Origin of the sequence: Streptomyces sp. NPDC021622 (genome assembly GCF_040640795.1) — a bacterium.
In the GTDB taxonomy this organism is placed as follows: Bacteria; Actinomycetota; Actinomycetes; order Streptomycetales; family Streptomycetaceae; genus Streptomyces.
The window spans coordinates 287023-310287 of record NZ_JBFACK010000002.1; the positions used below are offsets into that span (position 1 = coordinate 287023).

Below are 23265 nucleotides of genomic sequence, written 5' to 3' on the forward strand. Positions count from 1 at the left end.
AGGCGGGCTTTCCGGGACGATGCCGCGGGGGCCGTGGCACCCACGGTCCCGAACCCCCCGCCCCGGGAGGCCCGATGAAGAAATGCGCCGTCGCCCTGTGCGGCGTCGCCGCGGTGGTGGCCTCGATGGTCACGGCCGCGGTGCCCGCAGCGAGCGCCGACAGCACAAGCACCCCTCGTACGCCCACCCTCACCTGGAAGAAGTGCGCGACCAAGGACTACCCCACGCTGCAGTGCGCCTCACTGAAGGTGCCCCTGGACCACGACCGGCCGCACGGCCGGCAGATCACCCTCGCGCTGTCCCGCGTCCCGCACACCGCGAAGAAGTCCCAGGGCCCGCTCCTGGTGAACCCCGGCGGCCCCGGCGGGAGCGGTCTTTCGCTCGCCGGGTTCGTCGCGAAGTCACTGCCGGCGAAGGTGGCGGCGCAGTACGACGTCATCGGCTTCGACCCGCGCGGCGTCGGCAAGAGCACACCGGCCCTGAACTGCCGCCCCGGCCACTTCTCCCCGGTGCGCCCCGACACCGTGCCCGCCACGCCCGCGATCGAGAAGGCGAACCTCAAGCGGACGCAGGCCTTCGCGAAGGCCTGCGCCGAGAAGTACGCGGACGTACTGCCGTTCATCGACACGGTGAGCGCGGTCAAGGACATGGACGCGATCCGCGGCGCCCTCGGCGCCAAGAAGATCAACTACTTCGGCTACTCGTACGGCACCTACCTGGGCGCCGTCTACGGAAAGCTCTATCCGGACCGCGTACGCCGGATGGCCCTCGACTCCATGGTCGACCCGACGGGCGTCTGGTACGAGGACAACCTCCAGCAGGACTACGCCTTCGACGCACGCCACAAGGCGTTCGCCGCCTGGGTCGCCCGGCACGACAAGACGTACAAGCTCGGCAAGGACCCGGCGAAGGTCGAGGCCAAGTGGTACGCGATGCGGGGGGCCGTCGCCAAGAAGCCCGCGGGCAAGAAGGTCGGCGCCGGTGAGCTGGAGGACACCTACCTCCCCGGCGGTTACTTCAACGGCTACTGGCCGTTCCTGGCCGAGGCGTTCGCCGCGTATGTGAACGACAAGGACGCGGATCCGCTCGTGGAGGCGTACGAGAACTTCGGCGCCGTCGACGCGGCGGGCGACAACGGCTACAGCGTCTACGCCTCCGTGCAGTGCCGTGACGCGTCCTGGCCGCGCGACTGGGGCACCTGGCGCGACGACAACTGGCGGGTCCACGAGAAGGCACCGTTCATGGCGTGGAACAACGCCTGGTACAACGCTCCGTGCGCGTTCTGGCCGACGGAGTCGCTCCGGCCGACGGACGTGTCCAACTCGCAGCTGCCGCCGACGCTTCTCTTCCAGGCGACGGACGACGCGGCCACTCCGTACGAGGGCGGCGTCACGATGCACCGCAAGCTGCACGGATCGAGCCTGGTCGTCGAGCAGGGCGGCGGCAACCACGGCATCACCCTGTCCGGCAGCAGCTGCCTGGACAAACACCTGGCGACGTATCTGGAGAACGGGAAGGTGCCGCGCAGCGGCGGCGAGGTCGACGCGGTGTGCAAGGCGCTGCCCGACCCCAAGCCGCTGAGCACGAAGTCCGGTTCGGGGCGCGGGGCCACGCTGCACGGCCTGCTCGGCTTCCGCGGCTAGCCGAGCCGAGCCCGGGGTGTCCGGGCAACACCCAAGCCCGTCGGGGGCGTTGAGGGCTCCATGGTCCAAGATGGACCCATGAGCCGACTGACCCACATCAGCGCCCCCGACGGCGTCTCCCCCGCCACCCAGTACACCCACGTGGTCATGGGCACGGGCCGCTTCGTGGCGATCTCCGGCCAACTCCCCCTGGACAAGGAGGGAAACCTGGTCGGCGAGGGCGATCCCGCCGCGCAGGCGCGGCAGGTCTTCGACAATCTCTGGCACTGCCTCGTCGCCGCCGGCGGCAGCTTCAGGGACGTCGTGAAACTGACGTACTTCGTCACGGACATGGCGTACATGCCCGCGATCCGCGCCGCCCGTGACACCTATCTGGACCCGGCACGCCTCCCCGCCGCCTCGGCGGTCCAGGTCTCCGCGCTGGTCTCGCCGCAGTACCTGATGGAGATCGAGGCGTACGCGGTGCTGTAGAGCGCCGATGCCTCGCTAGTCCGGCAGCCGGGCAAGCGCCGCGGACGCCGCCGCGGCGAGCCGCGGATGGCCGCTCGCCCTCGTCAGGACGTCCCTGGCCCGCGGGTCGCCGAGCGCGCCGAGCCCCTCCACGCACGCGAGCGCGATCTTCCCGTACGGGTCGTGCGGGACGAGCCTGCGCTGCAGCGTGGTGATCAGGGCGGGCACCGACTCGGGGGCGTGCAGCTCGGTGAGCAGGCGCACCGGATGCAGGGCATAGGCGACGCGCAGTTCATTGGTGGCGAGGGCGGCGGCCGCGCGCGCCGTGCGCGGGTCGCCGAGCCGCCCCAGGGCGTACGCGGCGGCCGCGCACCGCGAGGGATCCCGGTGGTTGAGCAGCAGCACCAGCGACTCGAAGGCCCGGCGGTCCCCGGCCGCGCCGAGCCGGACCGCCGCCAGTTCCCGTGCCCACAGCGGCTGCCCCGCCGCCGCGAGCACGTCCGCAAGTTCCTCGAGATCAGCGGTCGCCACCAGCCTCTCGTAGGCCTTCGAGACCCCCGCCTCGCGGCGTAAGCGTTCCGTCACCGTCCGCAACTCCACGTCCATGACGGGGAGCCTATCCGCGATGTAGATCACAAACACCGGGGACTGGCGCGCTCGTTACTCGCCGGTTAGTCTCATGTGAGCGGGGCACACTCCTCGTAAAGCAGTTTCTTTTCTCGCGGCGGCCTGGTGACGCAGCCGGCGCGAGTGCATGTCGGTTCGGTACTTCAGGTACCTCAGCTCCACCCAGTACGACGTGGCTCCGGGACAGGGCCGGTCGACTCCTCACGGGCGTGCGCGCTTTCGCCGCCCGGTCACGACACGCAGCACCTCCCTCCGTACGCCGCGCATTCCCCCAAGCGCCCGCGTGCGCCCCTCAGTCGTCACTCACCTTCCTGGAGTCCACACATGGACACTCCCTTGAACACCGTCGCCGTGATCGGTCTCGGCACCATGGGCACCGGCATCGCCGAGGTCCTGGCCCGCGCGGGCCGCGAGGTCATCGGCATCGACATCAGCGAGGCCGCGGCCGTGCAGGCCGTGGCCGCCATCGAGGCGTCGACCGAGCGGGCCGTGCGCCGCGAGCACCTCACCGAGGACGAGCGGCAGGGCGCCCTGGCCCGCGTTCGCACCTTCACCGACCTGAGCGCCGCGGCCGACGCCGACCTGGTGATCGAGGTCGCCCCGGAGTCGTACGAGATCAAGCAGCAGATCGTCCGCGAGCTCGACGGCGTCGTGCGCCCCGAGACGATCATCGCGACCGGCACCAACGCGCTGTCCGTGACCCGTCTCGCCGCCGAATCGGCGCGCCCCGAGCGGGTGTTGGGCCTGCACTTCTTCAACCCGGCGCCGGCGATGAAGCTGGTCGAGGTGGTCTCGTCGGTGCTGACCGCGCCCGCCGCCGTCGCCGCGGTCACCGAGCTCGCGTACGCCCTGGGCAAGGAGCCCGTGGCGGTCGGCGACCGGCCCGGCTTCGTCGCCGACGGACTGCTCTTCGGCTACCTCAACCAGGCCGCCGCGATGTACGAGGCGAAGTACGCGTCCCGCGAGGACATCGACGCCGCGATGAAGCTGGGCTGCGGCCTGCCGATGGGCCCGCTCGCCCTGCTCGACCTGATCGGCGTCGACACGGCCCGCACGGTCCTCGACGCCATGTACACGGAGTCGCAGGACCGCCTGCACGCCCCCGCGCCGATCCTCAAGCAGCTCAGCGAGGCGGGCCTGACCGGCCGCAAGGCGGGGCGCGGCTTCTACTCGTACGAGGGGCCGGGCAGTTCGGTCGTGGTGCGTGACGCGCTGACCCCGCTGGAGGGCGGGCAGCAGATCGGCGGCCGGGAGATCCGGTCGGTCGGCGTCGCGGGATCGGGGACCATGGCGTCCGGCATCGCCGAGGTGTTCGCCAAGGCCGGCTATGACGTGGTGCTCGCCGCGCGCAGCGAGGAGAAGGCGGAGAAGGCCAAGGCCCGTATCGCCAAGTCGCTTTCGCGCTCTGTCGAGAAGGGGCGGATGACGGCGGAGACGGCGGCCAAGACCCTGGACCGGATCGCTCCGGCCGGTTCGTACGACGCGTTCGCCGATGTCGACCTGGCCCTCGAGGCGGTCGCCGAGGACCTGGAGATCAAGCAGCAGCTGTTCGCGGCGTTCGACAAGGTCTGCAAGCCGGGCGCGATCCTGGCGACCACCACCTCGTCCCTGCCGGTCGTGGCCTGTGCCCGCGCCACCTCGCGGCCCGGCGACGTGATCGGCCTGCACTTCTTCAACCCGGCGCCCGCGATGAAGCTGGTCGAGGTCGTCCGTACGGTCCTGACGACCGACGATGTGCACGCGACGGCCCGCGAGGTCTGCGCGACGATCAAGAAGCACCCGGTGGACTGCGGCGACCGCGCGGGCTTCATCGTGAACGCGCTCCTGTTCCCCTACCTCAACAACGCGATCAAGATGGTCGAGGAGCACTACGCCTCGCTCGACGACATCGACGCCGCGATGAAGCTCGGCGGCGGCTACCCCATGGGCCCCTTCGAGCTCCTGGACGTCGTCGGCCTGGATGTCTCGCTGGCCATCGAGAAGGTCCTGCACAGCGAGTTCCGCGACCCGGGTCTGGCCCCCGCTCCCCTGCTCGAACACCTGGTGGCCGCGGGCTGCCTCGGCCGCAAGACCGGCCGCGGCTTCCGCGAATATGCCCGGCGGTAGGCCGCGGACGGACGGGAGCGCGCCCGGCGAAAGACCGCGCACGGACTGGGGCGGGCTGCTCGATCCGTCGGGCGGCCCCGTCCCGCAGGAGCACTCGACTGCGCATATGCAGTACGTTCGGGTCATGCCCAAGGCCGCCAAGTCCACACGTACGTCCGCTACGCCCGACGCCCCGGAGAGCGCGGCCGGCAGCCGCGCCGCCGCTCAACGGCTCAAGATGCGCCGGGAACTGGCGGCCGCGGCGATGGAACTCTTCGCGTCCAAGGGGTACGAGGCGACGACGGTCGACGAGATCGCGGCGCAGGCCGGGGTCGCCCGGCGGACCTTCTTCCGGCACTTCCGCTCCAAGGAAGAGGCGATCTTCCCGGACCACGACGACACATTGATCCGGGCGGAGGCAGTGCTCAACGCTGCGCCGCCGCACGAGCACCCGCTGGACACGGTGTGCCGGGGCATCAAGGAAGTCATGAAGATGTACGCGGCCTCGCCCGCGGTGTCCGTGGAGCGCTACCGGCTGACCCGCGAGGTGCCCACCCTGCGCGAGCGGGAGATCGCCTCGGTGGCCCGCTATGAACGGCTCTTCACGCGCTACCTCCTGGGCCACTTCGACGAGCAGGCCCACCATGACGGCAACGACGATCCACTGCTCGCGGAGGTCGCGGCGTCGGCGGTGGTGACCGCGCACAACCACGTCCTCCGCCGGTGGCTGCGTGCGGGCGGCCAGGGGGACGTGGAGACGCAGCTGGACCACGCCTTCGCGATCGTCCGCAGGACCTTCGGTTCGGGCATCGGGGCGGGGCGTGACACCACGACCGCTCCGGCGGCCTCGGTGAGCACCGGCGGCGATGTCCTGGTCACCGTCGCACGGACGGACGCACCGCTGGACGAGATCATGCGGACGATCGAGAAGGCACTGCGGGAGCGGGCCTCGTAGGTCCGGGTTTCACCCTGATTGTCCTTGGCTTTTATGGGGGCGCTACCCACGGGTAGCGCCCCCTCTGCCATGCCCGCACACCCTCTGACCTGCACTGATCGATCATCTATCAAAAACTCATGGCACCCAGTGTCTTGTCACTTGGCACGCGGTGCCATACGTTGATGTTGTCCGGGCGGCCGGCGTGCAGAGAACTTCCGTACGCCGGCTGTCCCCACAAGCCACGGCTCGTGCGCCCGGACGCCTGCGTCACAGGCAACCTCCCGCGCCACACCAAGCGCTGCCGAGCTTCACCCTCCGCCGAACCGACGGCACACCCTCCACCACCTGCACCAGCAGCACCCGACGTAACCCTCAAGAGCGTGCTCCCCTCAGAGGGGGGCCGCACTTCGCCGGAGGCATCACCGTGAAGGAAATCCTGGACGCGATTCAGTCGCAGGCTGTGACATCAAGCGGCTCCGCCGCGGTCACGTCCGCCGACTTCGCCGCTCTCCCCCTGCCCGACTCGTACCGCGCGATCACCGTGCACAAGGACGAGACGGAGATGTTCGCCGGGCTCGAGACCCGCGACAAGGACCCCCGCAAGTCGCTGCACCTGGACAACGTTCCTGTGCCGGAACTCGGCCCTGGTGAGGCGCTGGTGGCCGTCATGGCCTCCTCGGTCAACTACAACTCCGTGTGGACCTCGATCTTCGAGCCGATGTCGACCTTCGGCTTCCTGGAGCGCTACGGCCGCCTGAGCGAGCTCACCAAGCGCCACGACCTGCCGTACCACGTCATCGGCTCCGACCTCGCGGGCGTCGTCCTGCGCACAGGCCCCGGCGTGAACGCCTGGAACCCGGGCGACGAGGTCGTCGCGCACTGTCTGTCCGTCGAGCTGGAGTCCAGCGACGGCCACAACGACACGATGCTCGACCCCGAGCAGCGCATCTGGGGCTTCGAGACGAACTTCGGCGGCCTCGCGGAGATCGCCCTGGTCAAGTCCAACCAGCTGATGCCCAAGCCGGACCACCTGAGCTGGGAAGAGGCCGCATCGCCCGGCCTGGTGAACTCCACCGCGTACCGCCAGCTGGTCTCACGCAACGGCGCAGGCATGAAGCAGGGCGACAACGTCCTGATCTGGGGCGCCAGCGGCGGGCTCGGCTCCTACGCCACCCAGTTCGCCCTGGCCGGCGGCGCCAACCCGATCTGTGTCGTCTCCAGCCCGGAGAAGGCCGCCATCTGCGAGGCCATGGGCGCCGATGCGGTCATCGACCGCAACGCCGAGGGCTACAAGTTCTGGAAGGACGAGCACACCCAGGACCCCAAGGAGTGGAAGCGCTTCGGCAAGCGCATCCGCGAGCTGACCGGCGGCGAGGACGTGGACATCGTCTTCGAGCACCCCGGCCGCGAGACCTTCGGCGCCTCGGTCTACGTCACGCGCAAGGGCGGCACGATCGTCACCTGCGCCTCGACCTCGGGCTACAACCACGAGTACGACAACCGCTACCTGTGGATGTCCCTGAAGAAGATCGTCGGCTCGCACTTCGCGAACTACCGCGAGGCCTGGGAGGCCAACCGGCTGATCGCCAAGGGCAAGATCCACCCCACGCTCTCCCGCGTCTACTCCCTCGAAGAGACCGGGCAGGCCGCCTACGACGTGCACCGCAACCTCCACCAGGGCAAGGTCGGCGTCCTCGCGCTCGCGCCCGAAGAGGGCCTTGGCGTGCGCGACCCGGAGATGCGGGCCAAGCACATCGACGCGATCAACCGCTTCCGGAACATCTGAAGGCCGAGGGTTCGTACATGACAGAGCGTCAGAAGGACCGGCCGTGGCTCATGCGGACCTACGCCGGTCACTCCACGGCCGAGGCGTCCAACGAGCTGTACCGGCGCAACCTCGCCAAGGGTCAGACGGGCCTCTCGGTCGCGTTCGACCTGCCCACGCAGACCGGCTACGACCCGGACCACATCCTCGCCCGCGGTGAGGTCGGCCGGGTCGGAGTCCCCGTCTCGCACGTAGGCGACATGCGGCGCCTGTTCCAGGACATCCCCCTGGAGCAGATGAACACCTCGATGACGATCAACGCCACGGCCATGTGGCTCCTGGCGCTCTATCAGGTGGTGGCGGAGGAGCAGGGCGCGGACATCACGCAGCTCCAGGGGACGACGCAGAACGACATCGTCAAGGAGTACCTGTCGCGCGGGACGCACGTCTTCCCGCCGGGCCCCTCCCTCCGCCTCACCACCGACATGATCACGTACACGGTGGCGAACATCCCCAAGTGGAACCCCATCAACATCTGCAGCTACCACCTGCAGGAGGCCGGGGCCACTCCGGTGCAGGAGATCGCGTACGCGATGTCCACCGCCGTCGCCGTGCTCGACGCCGTACGCGACTCGGGGCAGGTCCCCGAGGAGAAGTTCGGTGATGTCGTCGCCCGCATCTCCTTCTTCGTGAACGCGGGTGTCCGCTTCATCGAGGAGATGTGCAAGATGCGCGCCTTCGGCCGCATCTGGGACCAGATCACCCGCGAGCGGTACGGCATCACCAACCCCAAGCAGCGCCGCTTCCGCTACGGCGTGCAGGTCAACTCCCTTGGTCTGACCGAGGCCCAGCCGGAGAACAACGTCCAGCGCATCGTCCTGGAGATGCTGGCCGTCACGCTCTCCAAGGACGCACGCGCGCGTGCCGTGCAGCTGCCCGCCTGGAACGAGGCGCTCGGTCTGCCCCGGCCGTGGGACCAGCAGTGGTCGCTGCGCATCCAGCAGGTGCTCGCGCATGAGAGCGACCTCCTGGAGTACGCGGACATCTTCGACGGCTCGCACGTCATCGAGGCCAAGGTGGAGTCCCTCGTCGAGGAGTCCCTGGCCGAGATCGACCGCATCGAGCAGATGGGCGGCGCGATGGCCGCCGTCGAGTCCGGCTACCTCAAGTCGCAGCTGGTCTCCTCGCACGCCGAGCGCAGGGCCCGCATCGAGAGCGGCCAGGAGAAGATCGTCGGCGTCAACGTGTACGAGTCGACCGAGCCGAGCCCGCTCACGTCGGACCTGGACACCGCGATCATGACGGTCGACCCGGCGGTAGAGAACCGCGTGGTGAACGCCCTCAAGCACTGGCGCGACACCCGCTACCAGCCGCCGTTCAACCACCCGCGCCCCTGCAAGGCCCTGGAGCGCCTCAAGGAGGTCGCCGCCGGCACGGGCAACCTCATGGAGGCCACCCTGGAGTGCGCACGCGCCGGTGTGACGACCGGGGAGTGGTCCGGCGCCCTGCGGGAGGTCTTCGGCGAGTTCCGGGCCCCCACGGGCGTTTCGAGCGCTCCGGTGGCCGTGACCGCGGAGGCCGGCACGCCGCTCGCCCTCGTGCGCGACAAGGTCGCCAAGACCGCCGCCGACCTCGGCACCGGCAAGCTGCGCTTCCTGGTCGGCAAGCCGGGCCTCGACGGGCACTCCAACGGCGCCGAGCAGATCGCGGTGCGCGCCCGTGACGCCGGTTTCGAGGTGGTCTACCAGGGCATCAGGCTCACGCCCGAGCAGATCGTCGATGCCGCGCTCGCCGAGGACGTACACGCCGTCGGCCTGTCGATCCTCTCGGGCTCGCACGCACAGCTCGTACCGGATGTCCTGGTGCGGCTTCGCGAGGCGGGGGCGCCCGACATACCCGTGATCGCGGGCGGCATCATCCCCAACAGCGACGCCGAGGACCTGAAGGCGGCGGGTGTGGCCGCCGTCTTCACCCCCAAGGACTTCGGCATCACCGAGATCATCGGCCGTATCGTCGACGAGATCCGGAAAGCGAACAAGCTCGACCCTCTGGAGGTCCCCGCATGACCGCGCCCATCAACCGTCTCCGTCCCCGCCGTTCGTGTCTGGCGGTCCCGGGGTCGAACCCGCGCTTCCTGGAGAAGGCCCAGGGCCTCCCCGCCGACCAGGTCTTCCTCGACCTGGAGGACGCCTGCGCGCCGCTCGCCAAGCCGGAGGCCCGGCACACCATCGTCAAGTTCCTCAACGAGGGCGACTGGACGGGCAAGACGCGGGTCGTGCGCGTCAACGACTGGACGACCGAGTGGACGTACCGCGACGTCGTCACGGTCGTCGAGGGCGCGGGCCAGAACCTCGACTGCATCATGCTGCCGAAGGTGCAGACGGCCGACCAGGTCGTCGCGCTCGACCTGCTCCTGACCCAGATCGAGAAGACGATGGGCTTCGAGGTCGGCAAGATCGGCATCGAGGCGCAGATCGAGAACGCCCAGGGCCTCAACAACGTCAACGCGATCGCGCAGGCCTCGCCGCGCGTCGAGACGATCATCTTCGGCCCGGCCGACTTCATGGCGTCGATCAACATGAAGTCCCTGGTCGTCGGCGAGCAGCCGCCCGGCTACCCCGCCGACGCCTACCACTTCATCCTGATGAAGATCCTGATGGCCGCCCGCGCCAACAACCTCCAGGCGATCGACGGCCCTTACCTGCAGATCAAGAACGTCGACGGCTACCGCGAGGTCGCGAACCGCGCCGCGGCGCTCGGCTTCGACGGCAAGTGGGTGCTTCACCCCGGCCAGGTCGAGGCGGCCAACGAGGTCTTCTCGCCCTCCCAGGAGGACTTCGACCACGCCGAGCTGATCCTTGACGCGTACGAGTGGTGCACCTCCGAGGCCGGCGGCAAGAAGGGCTCGGCGATGCTCGGCGACGAGATGATCGACGAGGCCAGCCGCAAGATGGCCCTGGTCATCTCCGGCAAGGGGCGTGCCGCCGGCATGACCCGCACCTCCAAGTTCGAAGCCCCGGAGGCGTAAGACTCATGCAGTTCGGCCGCACCTACGAAGAGTTCACCGTCGGGGACGTCTACAAGCACTGGCCCGGAAAGACGGTCACCGAGTACGACGACCACCTCTTCTGCCTCCTGACGATGAACCACCACCCCCTCCACATGGACATCAACTATGCGGAGAAGACGACCGACTTCGGGAAGAACGTCGTCGTGGGGAACTACATCTACTCGCTGCTCCTGGGCATGTCCGTGCCGGACGTCTCGGGCAAGGCGATCGCCAACCTGGAGGTCGAGTCGCTCAAGCACGTGGCGCCGACCTTCCACGGCGACACGATCTACGGCGAGACGACCGTCCTGGACAAGACCCCGTCGAAGTCGAAGAACGACCGCGGGATCGTCTACGTGGAGACCAAGGGCTACAAGCAGGACGGCACGCTGGTCTGCGTGTTCCGCCGCAAGGTGATGGTGCCCACCGAGACGTACATCAAGGAGCGCGGCGGCGAGCAGCCCGGCCGCCCGGAGCCGAAGAGCCAGGAGAAGAAGTAGCCATGAGCCGACTCGCGCAGACCGCCGGTCTCACCGACATCCAGCAGGAGATCCTCTCCACCGTCCGGGACTTCGTCGACAAGGAGATCATTCCGGTCGCGACGGAACTCGAGCACCGCGACGAGTACCCGCAGCAGATCGTGGACGGCCTCAAGGAGTTGGGCCTCTTCGGCCTGATGATCCCGGAGGAGTACGGCGGTCTGGGCGAGTCGCTTCTCACGTACGCGCTGTGCGTCGAGGAGATAGCGCGTGGCTGGATGTCGGTCTCCGGCATCATCAACACGCACTTCATCGTGGCCTACATGCTCAAGCAGCACGGCACCCAGGAGCAGAAGGACACCTTCCTTCCGCGGATGGCGGCCGGCGAGGTGCGCGGCGCGTTCTCCATGTCGGAGCCGGGGCTCGGCTCCGATGTGTCGGCGATCACGTCCAAGGGCGTCAAGGACGGCGACGAGTACGTTCTCAACGGTCAGAAGATGTGGCTGACGAACGGCGGAACGTCGACTCTGGTGGCCGTTCTGTGCCGAAGTGACGAAGGACACCCCGAGGGCACGGCGCCCCACAAGTCGATGACGACCTTCCTCGTCGAGAAGGAGCCCGGATTCGGAGAGGTCCGCCCCGGCCTCACCATCCCCGGGAAGATCGACAAGATGGGTTACAAGGGCGTCGACACGACCGAACTCATCATGGACGGACTGCGCATTCCGGCCAATCGCGTACTTGGCGGGGTCACCGGCCGAGGGTTTTACCAAATGATGGACGGCGTCGAAGTCGGCCGCGTGAATGTCGCGGCGCGTGGCTGCGGCGTCGCACAGCGTGCATTTGAGCTGGGTGTCTCGTATGCCCAGCAACGCCACACTTTCGGCAAGGCGATCGCTCAGCACCAGGCGATTCAGTTCAAGCTGGCCGAGATGGCTACCAAGGTCGAGGCCGCCCATGCGATGATGGTGAACGCAGCACGCAAAAAGGACTCCGGGGAACGAAATGACCTCGAAGCAGGGATGGCGAAGTACCTCGCGTCCGAATACTGCAAAGAAGTCGTAGAGGACGCGTTCCGGATTCATGGCGGTTACGGCTTCTCGAAGGAGTACGAGATCGAGCGCCTCTACCGTGAGGCTCCGATGCTGCTGATCGGTGAAGGTACCGCCGAAATCCAGAAAATGATCATTGGCCGGCGACTGCTCGAAGAGTATCGATTCCAGGACTAGATGTCTGATTTGGGGTGTTTTCGTCGAGAAGAAGATCACACCCTGTCAACGCTCTTCGGCCGTTGACTCGGCTTCCTGGCTTGCCCAGTTGTGGCTCGCAACCGATAGCATCCCGGAAAAGCCGCCGTCCCCCCGTTAACTGCGCGGCATCATCCGCTACGAAGGTCATCCATGCCCCACAGCCAAACCTCTGCACCACGCGATGGCATCCTCAAGGGTCGTCTTGCGCGCGGAGCATCGCCGTGGCTCCTGCCGACCGTCGCCACCGCGGCAATCAGCCTCGTCCGCGCGCGTCGCGCCCCCAAGTTGGGGGTTGCCGCGGCCGTCGCCGTACCGACCACCGCGCTCGCTGCGGGCATGCTGTGGTTCTTCCGCGACCCCGAGCGCGAGATCTCCCAGGGCCGGGTCATCTCGCCGGCCGACGGTGTGGTGCAGAGCATCATGCCGTGGAAGGACGGACGCACCCGCGTCGCGATCTTCATGAGCCCGCTGAACGTCCACGTCAACCGCGCGCCCCTCGCGGGCACGGTGACGTCCGTGGAGCACATCCCCGGCGGGTTCGTCCCGGCGTTCAACAAGGAGAGCGAGAACAACGAGCGCGTTGTCTGGCACTTCGACACCGAGCTCGGTGACATCGAGATGATCCAGATCGCGGGCGCGGTCGCGCGGCGCATCGTGCCTTACGTGCCCCAGGGCACGAAGGTCGAGCAGGGCGAGCGCATCGGCCTGATCCGGTTCGGCTCCCGCGTCGACATCTACCTCCCCGAGGGTGTCGAAGTGGACGTCGAGGTCGGTCAGAAGACCGTGGCTGGGGTGACTCGAATTGACCGTGGTTGATCCTGAGACACAGGCCGGCTGGGTTCCCGAGGCGGCGGAGGACGAGGCGGACGAGGAGATGCCTCTCTCACTCCGCCTCTCAATAGCGGACACCCTCACGCTCGGTAATGCCACGTGCGGGTTCATGGCGGTGTACTTCACCACCACGGGCATCCTCATCCCGTACGTGCAGGGAAGCACCGAAAGCGGCATGGCGCGGCACTCCGCAGCGACCGCCGTGATCCTGATGCTCTGCGCGGCCGTCTTCGACCTCTTCGACGGGCTCGTGGCGCGAAAGCTGCGGTCCTCGCCGATGGGCGCGGAGCTGGACAACCTGTCGGACCTGATCAGCTTCGGTCTGGCGCCGGCGTACTTCGTCCTGGTCTACGGCATGGTCGCGGACGACGCGCACCAGAGAGTGGCCGCGGTCGGAGCGATCGTGGTGTTGCTGGCGGTGGTGCTGCGGCTTGCGCGGTTCTCGTGCGTGACCGTGAAGGACGGCACCTTCCAGGGCATGCCGTCGCCGTTCGGCGCGCTGACGGTCGTCTCGATCGTGCTCCTTGAGCTGCCGTTCGTGGCGACGCTGCTCGCGATCATCGGTACGGCGTGGCTCATGGTGAGCCGGGTCGAGTATCCGAAGCCGCGGGGGCCGCTGGCGGTGGCGATGCTGGCGTGGATCGTCGCGGCGATGGGGCTCCTCGCCGCGTGGGCCTTCGAGGCCCCGGGCGGTCAGCTGCTCCTCCAGACCGGGTGTGCGCTGCAGCTGGTCCTGGGCGCGGTGATTCCCCTGTTCGCGACGGCTCGCCGGGTGAACAACTTCCGGGACAACCGGAGGGAAGCGCGGGCGGCGCAGTTGCCGTAGCGGCGCTTGAACGTTGCCTCTGGGGGCCTGAACCGTATGGTTCGGGCCCCCTTTGGTTTTCAATCGCCGGACGGGCAGGAAGGTCTTCTGGCCGCCGCCCCTGCCTCGTCGAGCCGGTGCTCACGCCCCCGGCGTGTATCCCTCGGCCGCCTCCGAAGCGCCCGGTTCGCGGACGACCTTCATGCCGCCCGTCGCGCTCTTGTCGGGGCGCAGGATCACGCTCTCCTTGGAGGACGGGGACTTGGGGTCGGTGAAGTTCTGCGTGACGCCGAATCCCGTGTCGTACGCGTCGATGGTCAGGAGCGCCTTGTCGACGCCCTCACGGGTGAGGTCCTTGCTCTCGCAGGCCTTCTTCAGGGCCTCGCCGAAGACGGAGGCCGCGGTCCAGCCCGCCGTCACGCCGTTGTCGAGGGCGTCCTTGGGGTAGGCCGCCTTGTAGTCGGCGACCAGCTTCTTCGCCGCTGCCGTGTCCGCGCCGATCGGGAGGGTCGGCGATGCCACGTAGTAGTTCTTCGCGAGGGCCGGGCCCGCCTGGGTGCCCAGGAGCTGGGGCGAGAACGCCGAGTTGTTGCCGATGATCGGGACGTCGAACTTCCCCGCCGCGGCCACACCCACCAGCGACGCCGCCTGCCGGGGACCCGCGCTGATGACGATGCCCTTGACGCCGGCCTTCTTCAGGGCGGACACCTGCGCCGTCATGTCGTTGTCGGTCGCCTTGATCTTCTGCTCGACGACGGTGAGGCCCGACTCCTTCGCCATGTGCTGCGAGCCCTTCAGGGCGTTCTCGCCGTAGTCGCCCTCGAAGTAGACATGGCCGAGCTTGTCGCCCTTCTTGAGGCCCTTCTCCTTCATCAGGAAGTCGATCGCGTTGATCGTCTCCAGGTCGTACGTCGAGCCGACCACCCGCACATACGGGCTGCCGAGCAGGTTCGCCGACCAGGCCTGCGGAAGCACCAGGCCCTTGTTGCCGTCGACGCGCTGTTTGACCGCGGCGACGAAGGGCGAGCCGATGAACTGGGCGAAGCCGAGGACGTCCGGCTCCAGTTCGGTGTACGCGGCGACCGCCTTCTGGGGGTCGTAGCCGTGGTCGCGGATGGTCAGCTTCAGCTTGTGTCCGCAGATGCCGCCGTCGGCGTTGGTCTGCTTGACGTAGAGCTGCTGGGCCTGGGTGACGCTCTTGCCGAGGGTCGCGTACACGCCGGTCATGTCGGTGAGCACGCCGAGGTTGATCGTCTTCCCGGAGATGCCGTCGCCGGTCTTGACCCCGCCCGCGCCCTTCTTGTCGCCGTCGTCGTCGTTCGCCTTGGAGCTGCAGGCCGCCAGGGCCAGCAGTGCGGCGAGCGCCGTGACCGCCGCGGTGGCCCGCTTCCGTGTGCGTGAACTCATCGTTCCTCCCCTGATTCCACTGAAGCCCGGCCGGACGTCGGCCTGGATCGCCGGGCGGCGATGCCGGCCAGACCGCCGGGCAGGAAAAGGACCACCGCCACGACGGCGGCGCCGTACAGGTACCGGGACGCCTCACCCGGTGTGATCCCGCCGGTGCCGGGGGCCGAGACCAGCGGCAGTGCGTCGCTGTACCGGGTCAGGAGCTGGGGCAGCAGGGACACCACGGCGGCACCGGCCACCGCGCCCGCGACCGAGCCGAGGCCGCCGATGACGATCATGGCGAGGTATTCGAGGGACAGCGTCATGCCGAAGTAGTCCGGCACGGTGCGCTGGAAGACCAGGGCGAGCAGTACCCCGGCCAGGCCCGCGTACATCGACGACAGGACGAAGACACCGGCCCGGTAGCGGGCGACGGGCACGCCGATGACGCCGGCGGCGATGCGGTGGTCGCGGATGGCGTTCATGGCGCGCCCTGGGCGTCCGCGCAGCACGCCGCGGGCGAAGAGTCCGCAGCCGACGAGGAGGACGAGCCCCGCGTACCAGAGCTTCTCCGATGCCCCGAACGGCACGGCGGCGACGACGAGTTCACTGTCGTCGAAGGTGATCCCGAAGACGCTCAGGGGCGGCACGTCGCGGCCGTTGGAGCCACCCGTCAGGTCGTGGGCGTTGAAGAGCACGTGCTGCCCGATGAAGATCAGGGCGAGGGTCGCGATGCCGAGGTACGCGCCGCGCAGGCGCCCCGCGATGGGGCTGAAGAGCCCGCCCGCAAGGCCCGCGATGGCGACGGCCAGCGCGGCGGCGATCCAGGTCGGCAGGCCGAGCCCGGTCAGGCCGCCCTCGCCGTCCCCCGCAAGGACGCAGTATCCGTACGCGCCGATGGCGAGGAAGAAGGCGTGCCCCATGGAGAGTTGGCCGGTCGCGCCGGTGAGGAGGTTGATGCCGATCGCGCCGATCGCGGCCGCCATGGCGAAGAGCCCCGCCTGCAGCCAGAACCGGTCGAGGTAGAAGGGCAGGGCGAGCAGGAGCACCGCCCCCGCGGCCCAGACGTAGGCCCGGGGGCCGCGCAGTGCCGTACGACTGCGGGAGCGCAACTCGCGGCCGCGGGCGAGGACTTCAGACACGGGCGAGCTCCTTCGTGCCGAAGAGTCCGGCGGGCCGGATGAGGAGGATGACCGTCATGACGAGATAGGGCGCGAGGTCGCCCAACCCCCGCCCCAGGAAAGTGAGTTCGCTCTGGTATCCGGTGGCGAGCGACTCCGTCACGCCCACCACGAGGCCGCCGACCAGGGCGCCCGTGGTGGAGTCGAGGCCGCCGAGGATCGCTGCGGGGAACGCCTTCAACGCGGCGAGCGATGTGGCCCGTTCGAGCCCGGGGGTCGGGAAGACGGTGAGGAAGAGCGCGGCCACGGCGGCGAGCCCGCCCGCAACGGCCCACGCGCCGAGCGAGACCCTGCCGAGCCGTACGCCCATCAGCGCGGCGGTCTCCGGGCTCTCGGCGGCGGCGCGCATCGCCACGCCCCAGGAGGTGTACCGGAAGGCGAGCAGGAAGACGGTGATGAGGAGGGCCGCGGCGACGAACGCGGCGATCCGCGTGTGGGCGAGGGAGATCGACCCCACCGTGAGCACGGAGTCGCCCCACGGGTCGCCGAGCGCGAGCACGTCGGTGCCGAGGCGCCGGGTGAGTTCGGTGGTGAGCAGGATGTCCACGCCGATGGTGACGATGGCGAGCACACTGTGGTCGGCGCCCCGGTAGCGCCGCATGACGAGGAACTCGACGGCGGCACCGACCACCGCGGCGCCCGCGATGCCGACGAGCAGCGCCGGCCAGAAGCCGATGTCGTCGTGGAGGGACGCGGTGATGTAGCCGCCCGCCAGGAGCAGCGAGGCGTGCGCGAAGTTCACCACTTCGGTGGCGCGGAAGATGACGACGAAGCCGAGGGCGATCAGGGCGTAGACGGAGCCCATCGAGAGGCCGTTGAGGAGGAGTTCGACGAAGGTGGTCACCGGGTGCCCTCCCCCAGGTAGGCCCGCACGACCGCCGGGTCGTTCTGTACGTCCGCCGGGGTGCCGTCGGCGATGCGGCGCCCGAAGTCCAGTACGGTCACCGCGTCCGCGAGCCGCATCACCACCCCCATGTCGTGTTCCACCAGGACGATCGAGATGCCGAGGCTGTCGCGTACGCCGGCGATGACGGCGGCGGTGCGGCGCCGCTCGTCCGCGGTCATCCCCGCCACGGGTTCGTCGAGAAGGAGCAGCCGGGGTTCCATGCACAGGGCGCGGGCGAGTTCGGCGAGCTTCTGCTGCCCGTAGGGCAACGAGCCCGCGGGCGCTTCGAGTTGACGCTCGATGCCGACGAACGCGGCGATCTCCCGGACCCGTTCGCGATGCAGCCGCTCCTCGCGGGCGGCCGACGGCAGGCGCAGCCCCGCTGCCACGAAGCCGGTGCGGGTGAGCCGGTGGCGGCCGAGCATCAGGCTGTCGGCGACGGTGGCGCGCGGCGGCAGTGCGAGGTTCTGGAAGATCCGCGCGACGCCCAGGTCGGCGATGCGGTGCGGCGCCATGGCCGTCAGCTCGTGCTCCCCGAAGCGGGCGGTGCCGCCGGTGGCGCGGTACACCCCGGACAGGACGTTGAAGCAGGTGGACTTGCCCGCGCCGTTGGGTCCGATGACGGCGTGCACGGTGCCGGGCCTGACCGTGAAGCTGACGGCGTCGAGCGCGGTGAGGCCAGCGAAGCGGACGGTCAACTCCCTTACGTCAAGCGGCGGTACGTCCGCTTCGAAGGGCGGCGTGTCGGCCGCCGGACGGTCACCGGTCATCGCCGGCCCGCCCATCGCCCGAGCACCGGGAGCGCGCCGACGCCGCGCGACGCGTCGTCCGCCGCGGTCTCGTCGACCACGCCGAGATAGCGGCGGCGCACCTCGTCGGATGCGGCAAGGTCGTCCGCGGGGCCCGCGAGCGCCACTTCGCCGACGTCCAGGACGTACGCATGGGATGCCAGGCGCAGGGCGAGCGCGGCGTTCTGCTCGACCAGCAGGACCGAGGTGCCCTGGGCGTTGATCTCCTGGACGGTGTCGGCGATGCGGGCGGCCATCAACGGGGCGAGTCCGAGGGAGGGTTCGTCGAGGAGCAGCAGCTTCGGCGATGCCATCAGGGCCCTGGCCACCGCCAGCATCTGCTGTTCGCCGCCCGAGAGGAGACCGGCGCGCTGGCCTGCACGCTCGGCGAGCACCGGGAAGAGTTCGTGGACGCGGCTCAGGGCGGTGGCCTTCACCGCCCGGCTTCCCGCGGAGCCCAGCGCGCCCGCCCGCAGATTGTCCGCGACCGTCATCCGCGCGAACACCCGCCTGCCTTCAGGTACTTGGGAGACCCCGGCGGCCACGACGCGGTCCGCGTGCCAGCCGTCGACGCGCCGCCCGCCGAAGTGGACCGAGCCCGAGGTGAGCGCCCCTCGGTGGAAGGAAAGCGTGCGCGAAATGGCGCGCAGGAGCGTCGACTTGCCCGCGCCGTTGCCGCCGAGCACGGCGACGACGGCACCGTCAGGCACCTCGATCGACACCTGCCGCAGCGCGCGCACCGGCCCGTATCCGACCGACGCGTCCCGCACCACGAGTCCGGAACCACCCACCTGGGACCCCCTGCTCTCCGCCCGCCCTGCGCGTGGCGCTCACCCCAGCACCGCGCGGGGCGCCCGTCCACGGCCTGTGGCCGAATCGCTGCGGGTGACCAGCGGGATCGCCCGCCGGTTGTGCACGGGCACAACACCCCGTGTCAGGGGCCTGCCGGGGGCGGCCGAGCGGTGGCATCCTCCGCACGAAGAGGGGCGACGGGCGGCGGCGAGGGGGAACACCGTGAGCGGGCGCAGGCCTCGGACAGGTCACGACTGGAAGGTGCTCAAGGAGGCGTGCAGGGCGCTGCTGCCCCGCATCCCCGAGCTGGTGGACGAACATCTGCGGCAGCTCTTCGAGCACTCCCCGGTGTACGCGCGGGTGCTTCCGTACGACCAGCAGTGGCAGGAGGCCGAGGAGGCGATACGGATCGGCATCGAGACGACCTCGGCGCCGCGCGCGTCGCCGCGCCGCGATCTGGAGTACGCCGAGGAGGCGGGGCGGCGGCGGGCGCAGCAGGGCCTGCCGCTCGACCTGGTGGTGCACTCGTACCGCAACGCGGGCTATCTGGTCTGGGACGCGCTCCTGGAAGGCACGGTCGGGCAGGACCCGGAACGCCTCGCGGTCCTGATGCGCTCGGCGACGATGGTGTGGTCGGCGGTGGACGCGCAGGCGGCGGCCGCGTCCGACGCGTACCGGGCGACGGAGATGGAGCTGCGGCGGCGCACCGACGAGCAGTTGCAGGCGCTGCTCGACGCGCTTCTGGAGGGCCAGTCGGCTCCCGGGCTCGCCGCGCAGGTGGCCGCGGGTCTTGATCTGCCGGAGCGGGGGCCGTACGCGGTGGTGGTGCTGCGGGCCGAGCGACGGGACGGGCGTGCGGCGTTCCACCGGCAGATCCAGCAGGCCGGGTTCCGTTTCGTCTGGCGGATGCGGGCGGACCGGGAGGTGGGGGTGGTCGCGCTGGGCGCGGAGGACGGCCTTGACGCGCTGGCCACCGCCCTTGACGGGCGCTGCCCCGGTCCCGGCGGGATCAGCCCCGTGGTGGCGGGCCTCGCCGAGCTGGGCCACGCGCGGCGGCTCGCGGAACTGGCCCTGCGGACGTGTCCGCCGGACGCGAGCGGGATCGTACGGCTCGATCAGCGGATGCCGACGGCGCTTGTGGTGAGCCAGCCGGAGCTGGCGGGGCGCCTGGTGTCCGACGTGCTCGGGGAGGTGCTCGCCCTCGAACCGGGGGATCGGGCGGTGCTCCTTGAGACGCTGGACGCGTGGCTGGTGTGCGAGGGGTCCGCCGGGCGGGCGGCCGGGCGTCTGTACTGCCACCGGAACACGGTGTTCAACCGCTTGCGGCGGTTGGAGCAGCTGACCTCGCGGTCGTTGGCCCGGCCGCGGGATCTGATGGAGATGACGCTGGCGTTGGATGCGTATCGGCTGACGCCGGGGTGAGGCGGTCCTGGGCGGAACCCGGGGGTGCGGTGGCCGTCGATCACCGGCTTCGCCGAGTTCGTCCTCAAACGCCGGACGGGCTGAATGATTGCGGCCGGGCTGAGAGATTCCGGCCGGGCTGGATATATCCAGCCCGGCCGGCGTTTGAGGCCATCTTGAACGGGGGTCCAGGGGGCGGAGCCCCATGGTTTCGGGAAGGGGCGGGATTGGGGAAGGCCCCGCAGGGACCGCCCCTACGTCAGACGAGGAAGTCCCGGGCGATCCCTTCCGCCACCGTCTCCAGAATCGGCCCGGCCTCGGCAATGCAGCGCGCCACATCCGGCTCCACGTCAGTGAGTGCGTACGCCCGCCGGATCCCGGCGCGGCCCAGCGCCTCCGCCGGGAGGGCAAGGCGGCCGCAGACCGCGACGACCTCGACGCCCGCGGCACGCGCCGCCGCCGCGACCCCGGCGGGAGCCTTCCCGTGCAGGGTCTGCTCGTCCAGCGAACCCTCACCCGTGATCACCAGCGTCGCCCGCTCCAGCGCGGGCGCGAAGCCGAGGACGTCCAGCATGACCTCGATGCCGGGCCGGAAGCTCGCGCCGAGCCCGACGAGCGCGCCATAGCCGATGCCACCGGCCGCTCCGGCCCCGGGAGACTCCGCGTACTCAAGGGCGGCGGAACCGACCGACTCGGAGAGCACCCGCGCGAAGTGCGCGAGCGCCGCGTCCAGCTCGGCCACGTCCTCCGGAGTCGCCCCCTTCTGCGGCCCGTACACCGCGGGCGCGCCCTTCGGTCCCGTCAGCGGGTTGTCCACGTCGCTGGCGAGGACGAGGTCCACCTCGGCGAACCGGGCATCCAGGCCGGACAGGTCCGCACGCGCCAGCGAGGCCAGCGGGCCGCCGCCCGGCGCCACCGGCGCACCCTCGGCGTCCAGGAACACCGCGCCGAGCGCGGCCAGCATCCCCGCACCGCCGTCGGTCGTCGCGCTGCCGCCGACGCCGAAGACGATCGTCCGCGCCCCCGCATCGAGCGCGGCAAGGAGCAGCTCTCCAGAGCCGTACGTCGTGGACGTGAGCGGCGCGAACACGCCCTCGGGCAGCAGCTGGAGGCCGGACGCCTCCGCCATCTCGACCACTGCGGTCCCGTCGCGCAGCGCGTACGCCGCGGTGACCTCGTCGCCGAGCGGTCCCGTGACCCGCACCTCGCGGCGTTCGAAACCGGCCGCGACCGCCGCGGCGACCGTGCCGTCACCGCCGTCGGCCACCGGCAGCGCCTCGACCTCCACCTTCGGGTCGACGCGGCGGAGCCCGGCCGTCACCCGCTCGGCGACCTCCACGGCCGTGAGCGACCCCTTGAACTTGTCCGCGGCAATGAGCACATGCTGCGCATCCCGCGCATGCCGCACACGCCCCGCCGTCTCAGCAGCGTCCGCCACCTTGCATCCCCTTGCTTTCCGGCCTTGCTCACGTCAAGGCAGTCGCGCCGCTGCGACCATAACCGCAGATGGGGCCGCCTGCCCATGGCTGCCTTCTCACGAGGGCGGCAGATTCAGACCCTAAATCGTCCTTAATCGCCTCAAAGACGGTCAGGTGGATCATGGAAAATGATCGATCAGCCTCTCCGCCACGGAACCCGCGGCGGAGAGGGCCCCAAGGACGACGACGGCGGCGGCCGGCGCGGTCGTACGGCGTTCCATATGCGCTCCCATTTTCTCGCCGAAAACCGGACAAACTTCTCATGCTCCGCGACAAAGGCGTCGCGTTGACCGCGCGGAAGCACCGCGAATTCGGTAAACCGGACGCATGACCCCAGTGCATGCGGAACTCGCCGACCGCGTACTCGGCGGCTGGATCGGGCGGATCGCCGGCAACATGCTCGGCAAACCCATCGAGCGGGGCGACTACTGGACGCGTGATCGCATCAAGCGCTATCTGCGGCAGGCCGACGCGCTGCCGCTCACCGACTATCTGCCCGAACCCCCCTCCTGGGTCGAGGAGTTCCAGCTGCGGCCCGAGTGGCAGCGGTGCGTACGGGGCGGGGTGCACGGCAGCTGCCGTGACGACGACGTCGACTACGCGATCCTCGGCCTCGACCTCCTGGAGACGCACGGCTTCGGATTCAGCACGGAACAGGTCGGCGAGCTGTGGCTGCTTCGCCTGCCCTATCTGCAGACCTTCACGGCGGAGCGGGCCGCGTACCGGAATCTCGCGAACGGGCTCAAGCCGCCGCTCACCGCGACCTACGACAACGCCTACCAGGAGTGGATCGGCGCCCTCATCCGCGCCGACATCTTCGGCTGGACCTGTCCCGGCGCCCCGCGCCGCGCCGCCGCGCTGGCCCGCCGCGACGCCGTCCTCTCGCACACCGGCAACGGCGTGTACGGGGCGATGTGGGCGGCGGCGCTCATCTCGGCCGCGTTCAGCGCGCCGACACCTCGTGCGGCGCTCGACGCGGCCCTCGGCGTGATCCCGTCGAGCAGCAAGCTCGCCCGTACGGTGCGCCGGGTCCTCTCGCTGCACGACGCCGGGCTCGGCTGGGAGGAGACCCTGGCAACCTCGGAGGAGGAGACCGCGGGGCTCGGCTGGATCCACACGGTGCCGAACTCCGCCGTCCTGACCGCCGGACTCCTGTACGGCGATGGGGACTTCACCCGCACCATCGCCCTGACGGTGCGCGGCGGCCTGGACACGGACTCGAACGGCGCGACGGCCGGATCGGTCGCGGGCGTGCTGTGCGGCGCCAAGGCGATCCCTGCCCAGTGGCGCGATCCCCTCGAGGACCGGGTGCGGAGCGCGGTGTTCGGCTTCGACGGGTCCCGGATCAGTGAACTGGCCGCGCGGACCGTGGACTTGGCCGAAGCGCCACGCGTGTGACGCACAGGGTCGCGGCGGCCGCTGCGTCTAGGCT

Annotated in this window: 20 protein-coding genes; 13 read left to right on the forward strand and 7 right to left on the reverse strand. The window is 69.8% G+C overall.

The window, feature by feature from the left end:
- The first annotated feature begins 74 nt into the window (after positions 1-74).
- Together AB0G47_RS05635 and AB0G47_RS05640 are read left to right on the forward strand one after the other, a co-directional pair.
- Entirely contained in the window at positions 75-1643 is a 1569-nt protein-coding gene (locus AB0G47_RS05635; protein ID WP_360764387.1) for an alpha/beta hydrolase, read from the forward strand.
- 78 nt (positions 1644-1721) lie between these two features.
- A complete protein-coding gene (locus AB0G47_RS05640) occupies positions 1722-2114 on the forward strand; it encodes a RidA family protein (RefSeq protein WP_360764389.1) in 393 nt (130 codons plus the stop codon).
- 15 nt (positions 2115-2129) lie between these two features.
- Here the strand turns inward: AB0G47_RS05640 and AB0G47_RS05645 are convergent, their stop codons facing one another.
- Positions 2130-2699, reverse strand: a complete 570-nt coding sequence (locus AB0G47_RS05645) for an adenylosuccinate lyase (protein ID WP_360764391.1) — start codon at positions 2697-2699, stop codon at positions 2130-2132.
- 345 nt (positions 2700-3044) lie between these two features.
- Here AB0G47_RS05645 and AB0G47_RS05650 point away from each other — a divergent pair, with 345 nt between their 5' ends.
- The 9 genes from AB0G47_RS05650 to pssA all read left to right on the forward strand — a co-directional run bounded on the left by AB0G47_RS05650 (position 3045) and on the right by pssA (position 13942).
- Positions 3045-4826 carry a 3-hydroxybutyryl-CoA dehydrogenase gene (locus AB0G47_RS05650; RefSeq protein WP_360764393.1) on the forward strand — a complete coding sequence of 594 codons (1782 nt, stop codon included), beginning with the start codon at positions 3045-3047 and terminating at the stop codon, positions 4824-4826.
- Between the two features lie 124 nt (positions 4827-4950).
- Positions 4951-5760: a TetR family transcriptional regulator gene (locus tag AB0G47_RS05655; RefSeq protein WP_360764395.1), complete on the forward strand. Its 810-nt coding sequence runs from the start codon at positions 4951-4953 to the stop codon at positions 5758-5760.
- A 442-nt stretch (positions 5761-6202) separates the two neighbouring features.
- The gene (gene ccrA / locus AB0G47_RS05660; RefSeq protein ID WP_360765117.1) at positions 6203-7528 is read left to right on the forward strand and encodes a crotonyl-CoA carboxylase/reductase; all 1326 of its coding nucleotides are present in this window, start codon (positions 6203-6205) and stop codon (positions 7526-7528) included.
- Positions 7529-7545: 17 nt separating this feature from the next.
- Positions 7546-9573, forward strand: coding sequence for a methylmalonyl-CoA mutase family protein (locus tag AB0G47_RS05665; protein WP_360764397.1), 2028 nt, complete (start codon positions 7546-7548; stop codon positions 9571-9573).
- Positions 9570-10535, forward strand: a complete 966-nt coding sequence (locus AB0G47_RS05670) for a CoA ester lyase (RefSeq protein WP_135333644.1) — start codon at positions 9570-9572, stop codon at positions 10533-10535. Before AB0G47_RS05665 ends, AB0G47_RS05670 begins: the two co-directional genes overlap by 4 nt.
- A 5-nt stretch (positions 10536-10540) precedes the next feature.
- Positions 10541-11056 (forward strand): MaoC family dehydratase, encoded by a 516-nt coding sequence (locus AB0G47_RS05675; RefSeq protein WP_360764399.1) that lies wholly within the window; start codon positions 10541-10543, stop codon positions 11054-11056.
- 2 nt (positions 11057-11058) lie between these two features.
- On the forward strand, positions 11059-12264 hold the full coding sequence (locus AB0G47_RS05680; RefSeq protein ID WP_360764401.1) for an acyl-CoA dehydrogenase family protein: 1206 nt from the start codon (positions 11059-11061) through the stop codon (positions 12262-12264).
- A gap of 171 nt (positions 12265-12435) precedes the next feature.
- Complete coding sequence (locus AB0G47_RS05685) at positions 12436-13101, forward strand: phosphatidylserine decarboxylase (protein ID WP_360764403.1); 666 nt, start codon at positions 12436-12438, stop codon at positions 13099-13101.
- Positions 13088-13942: a CDP-diacylglycerol--serine O-phosphatidyltransferase gene (gene pssA, locus AB0G47_RS05690; protein ID WP_360764405.1), complete on the forward strand. Its 855-nt coding sequence runs from the start codon at positions 13088-13090 to the stop codon at positions 13940-13942. Before AB0G47_RS05685 ends, pssA begins: the two co-directional genes overlap by 14 nt.
- Before the next feature lie 120 nt (positions 13943-14062).
- Here the strand turns inward: pssA and AB0G47_RS05695 are convergent, their stop codons facing one another.
- Genes AB0G47_RS05695 through AB0G47_RS05715 form a run of 5 tightly spaced genes read right to left on the reverse strand, consistent with a single transcriptional unit; the run spans position 14063 to position 18953 of the window.
- Complete coding sequence (locus AB0G47_RS05695; RefSeq protein WP_360764406.1) at positions 14063-15328, reverse strand: ABC transporter substrate-binding protein; 1266 nt, start codon at positions 15326-15328, stop codon at positions 14063-14065.
- The gene (locus AB0G47_RS05700; protein ID WP_360765119.1) at positions 15325-16395 is read right to left on the reverse strand and encodes a branched-chain amino acid ABC transporter permease; all 1071 of its coding nucleotides are present in this window, start codon (positions 16393-16395) and stop codon (positions 15325-15327) included. The genes AB0G47_RS05695 and AB0G47_RS05700 overlap by 4 nt, the downstream gene beginning before the upstream one ends.
- Positions 16396-16441: 46 nt before the next feature.
- Positions 16442-17332, reverse strand: a complete 891-nt coding sequence (locus AB0G47_RS05705; RefSeq protein ID WP_360764408.1) for a branched-chain amino acid ABC transporter permease — start codon at positions 17330-17332, stop codon at positions 16442-16444.
- A complete protein-coding gene (locus tag AB0G47_RS05710) occupies positions 17329-18144 on the reverse strand; it encodes an ABC transporter ATP-binding protein (RefSeq protein ID WP_360764410.1) in 816 nt (271 codons plus the stop codon). Before AB0G47_RS05710 ends, AB0G47_RS05705 begins: the two co-directional genes overlap by 4 nt.
- Positions 18141-18953: an ABC transporter ATP-binding protein gene (locus AB0G47_RS05715; RefSeq protein WP_360764412.1), complete on the reverse strand. Its 813-nt coding sequence runs from the start codon at positions 18951-18953 to the stop codon at positions 18141-18143. Before AB0G47_RS05715 ends, AB0G47_RS05710 begins: the two co-directional genes overlap by 4 nt.
- A gap of 223 nt (positions 18954-19176) precedes the next feature.
- On the opposite strand from AB0G47_RS05715, the gene AB0G47_RS05720 reads away from it, so the two are divergent.
- The gene (locus AB0G47_RS05720; protein WP_360764414.1) at positions 19177-20376 is read left to right on the forward strand and encodes a helix-turn-helix domain-containing protein; all 1200 of its coding nucleotides are present in this window, start codon (positions 19177-19179) and stop codon (positions 20374-20376) included.
- 238 nt (positions 20377-20614) lie between these two features.
- Here AB0G47_RS05720 and AB0G47_RS05725 read toward each other — a convergent pair whose 3' ends face one another.
- Entirely contained in the window at positions 20615-21793 is a 1179-nt protein-coding gene (locus AB0G47_RS05725; RefSeq protein WP_360764416.1) for a glycerate kinase, read from the reverse strand.
- Between the two features lie 367 nt (positions 21794-22160).
- Here AB0G47_RS05725 and AB0G47_RS05730 point away from each other — a divergent pair, with 367 nt between their 5' ends.
- Entirely contained in the window at positions 22161-23231 is a 1071-nt protein-coding gene (locus tag AB0G47_RS05730) for an ADP-ribosylglycohydrolase family protein (RefSeq protein WP_360764417.1), read from the forward strand.
- Positions 23232-23265 lie beyond the last annotated feature (34 nt).

Bases quoted from the DNA above. Each gene is read 5' to 3' on its own strand.
- AB0G47_RS05640 (WP_360764389.1), top strand. From the start codon at position 1,722: ATGAGCCGACTGACCCACATCAGCGCCCCCGACGGCGTCTCCCCCGCC.
- AB0G47_RS05635 (WP_360764387.1), top strand. From the start codon at position 75: ATGAAGAAATGCGCCGTCGCCCTGTGCGGCGTCGCCGCGGTGGTGGCC.
- AB0G47_RS05710 (WP_360764410.1), bottom strand. From the start codon at position 18,144: ATGACCGGTGACCGTCCGGCGGCCGACACGCCGCCCTTCGAAGCGGAC.
- AB0G47_RS05655 (WP_360764395.1), top strand. From the start codon at position 4,951: ATGCCCAAGGCCGCCAAGTCCACACGTACGTCCGCTACGCCCGACGCC.
- AB0G47_RS05650 (WP_360764393.1), top strand. From the start codon at position 3,045: ATGGACACTCCCTTGAACACCGTCGCCGTGATCGGTCTCGGCACCATG.
- AB0G47_RS05680 (WP_360764401.1), top strand. From the start codon at position 11,059: ATGAGCCGACTCGCGCAGACCGCCGGTCTCACCGACATCCAGCAGGAG.
- AB0G47_RS05730 (WP_360764417.1), top strand. From the start codon at position 22,161: ATGACCCCAGTGCATGCGGAACTCGCCGACCGCGTACTCGGCGGCTGG.
- AB0G47_RS05665 (WP_360764397.1), top strand. From the start codon at position 7,546: ATGACAGAGCGTCAGAAGGACCGGCCGTGGCTCATGCGGACCTACGCC.
- AB0G47_RS05670 (WP_135333644.1), top strand. From the start codon at position 9,570: ATGACCGCGCCCATCAACCGTCTCCGTCCCCGCCGTTCGTGTCTGGCG.
- AB0G47_RS05675 (WP_360764399.1), top strand. From the start codon at position 10,541: ATGCAGTTCGGCCGCACCTACGAAGAGTTCACCGTCGGGGACGTCTAC.
- AB0G47_RS05645 (WP_360764391.1), bottom strand. From the start codon at position 2,699: ATGGACGTGGAGTTGCGGACGGTGACGGAACGCTTACGCCGCGAGGCG.
- AB0G47_RS05685 (WP_360764403.1), top strand. From the start codon at position 12,436: ATGCCCCACAGCCAAACCTCTGCACCACGCGATGGCATCCTCAAGGGT.
- AB0G47_RS05695 (WP_360764406.1), bottom strand. From the start codon at position 15,328: ATGAGTTCACGCACACGGAAGCGGGCCACCGCGGCGGTCACGGCGCTC.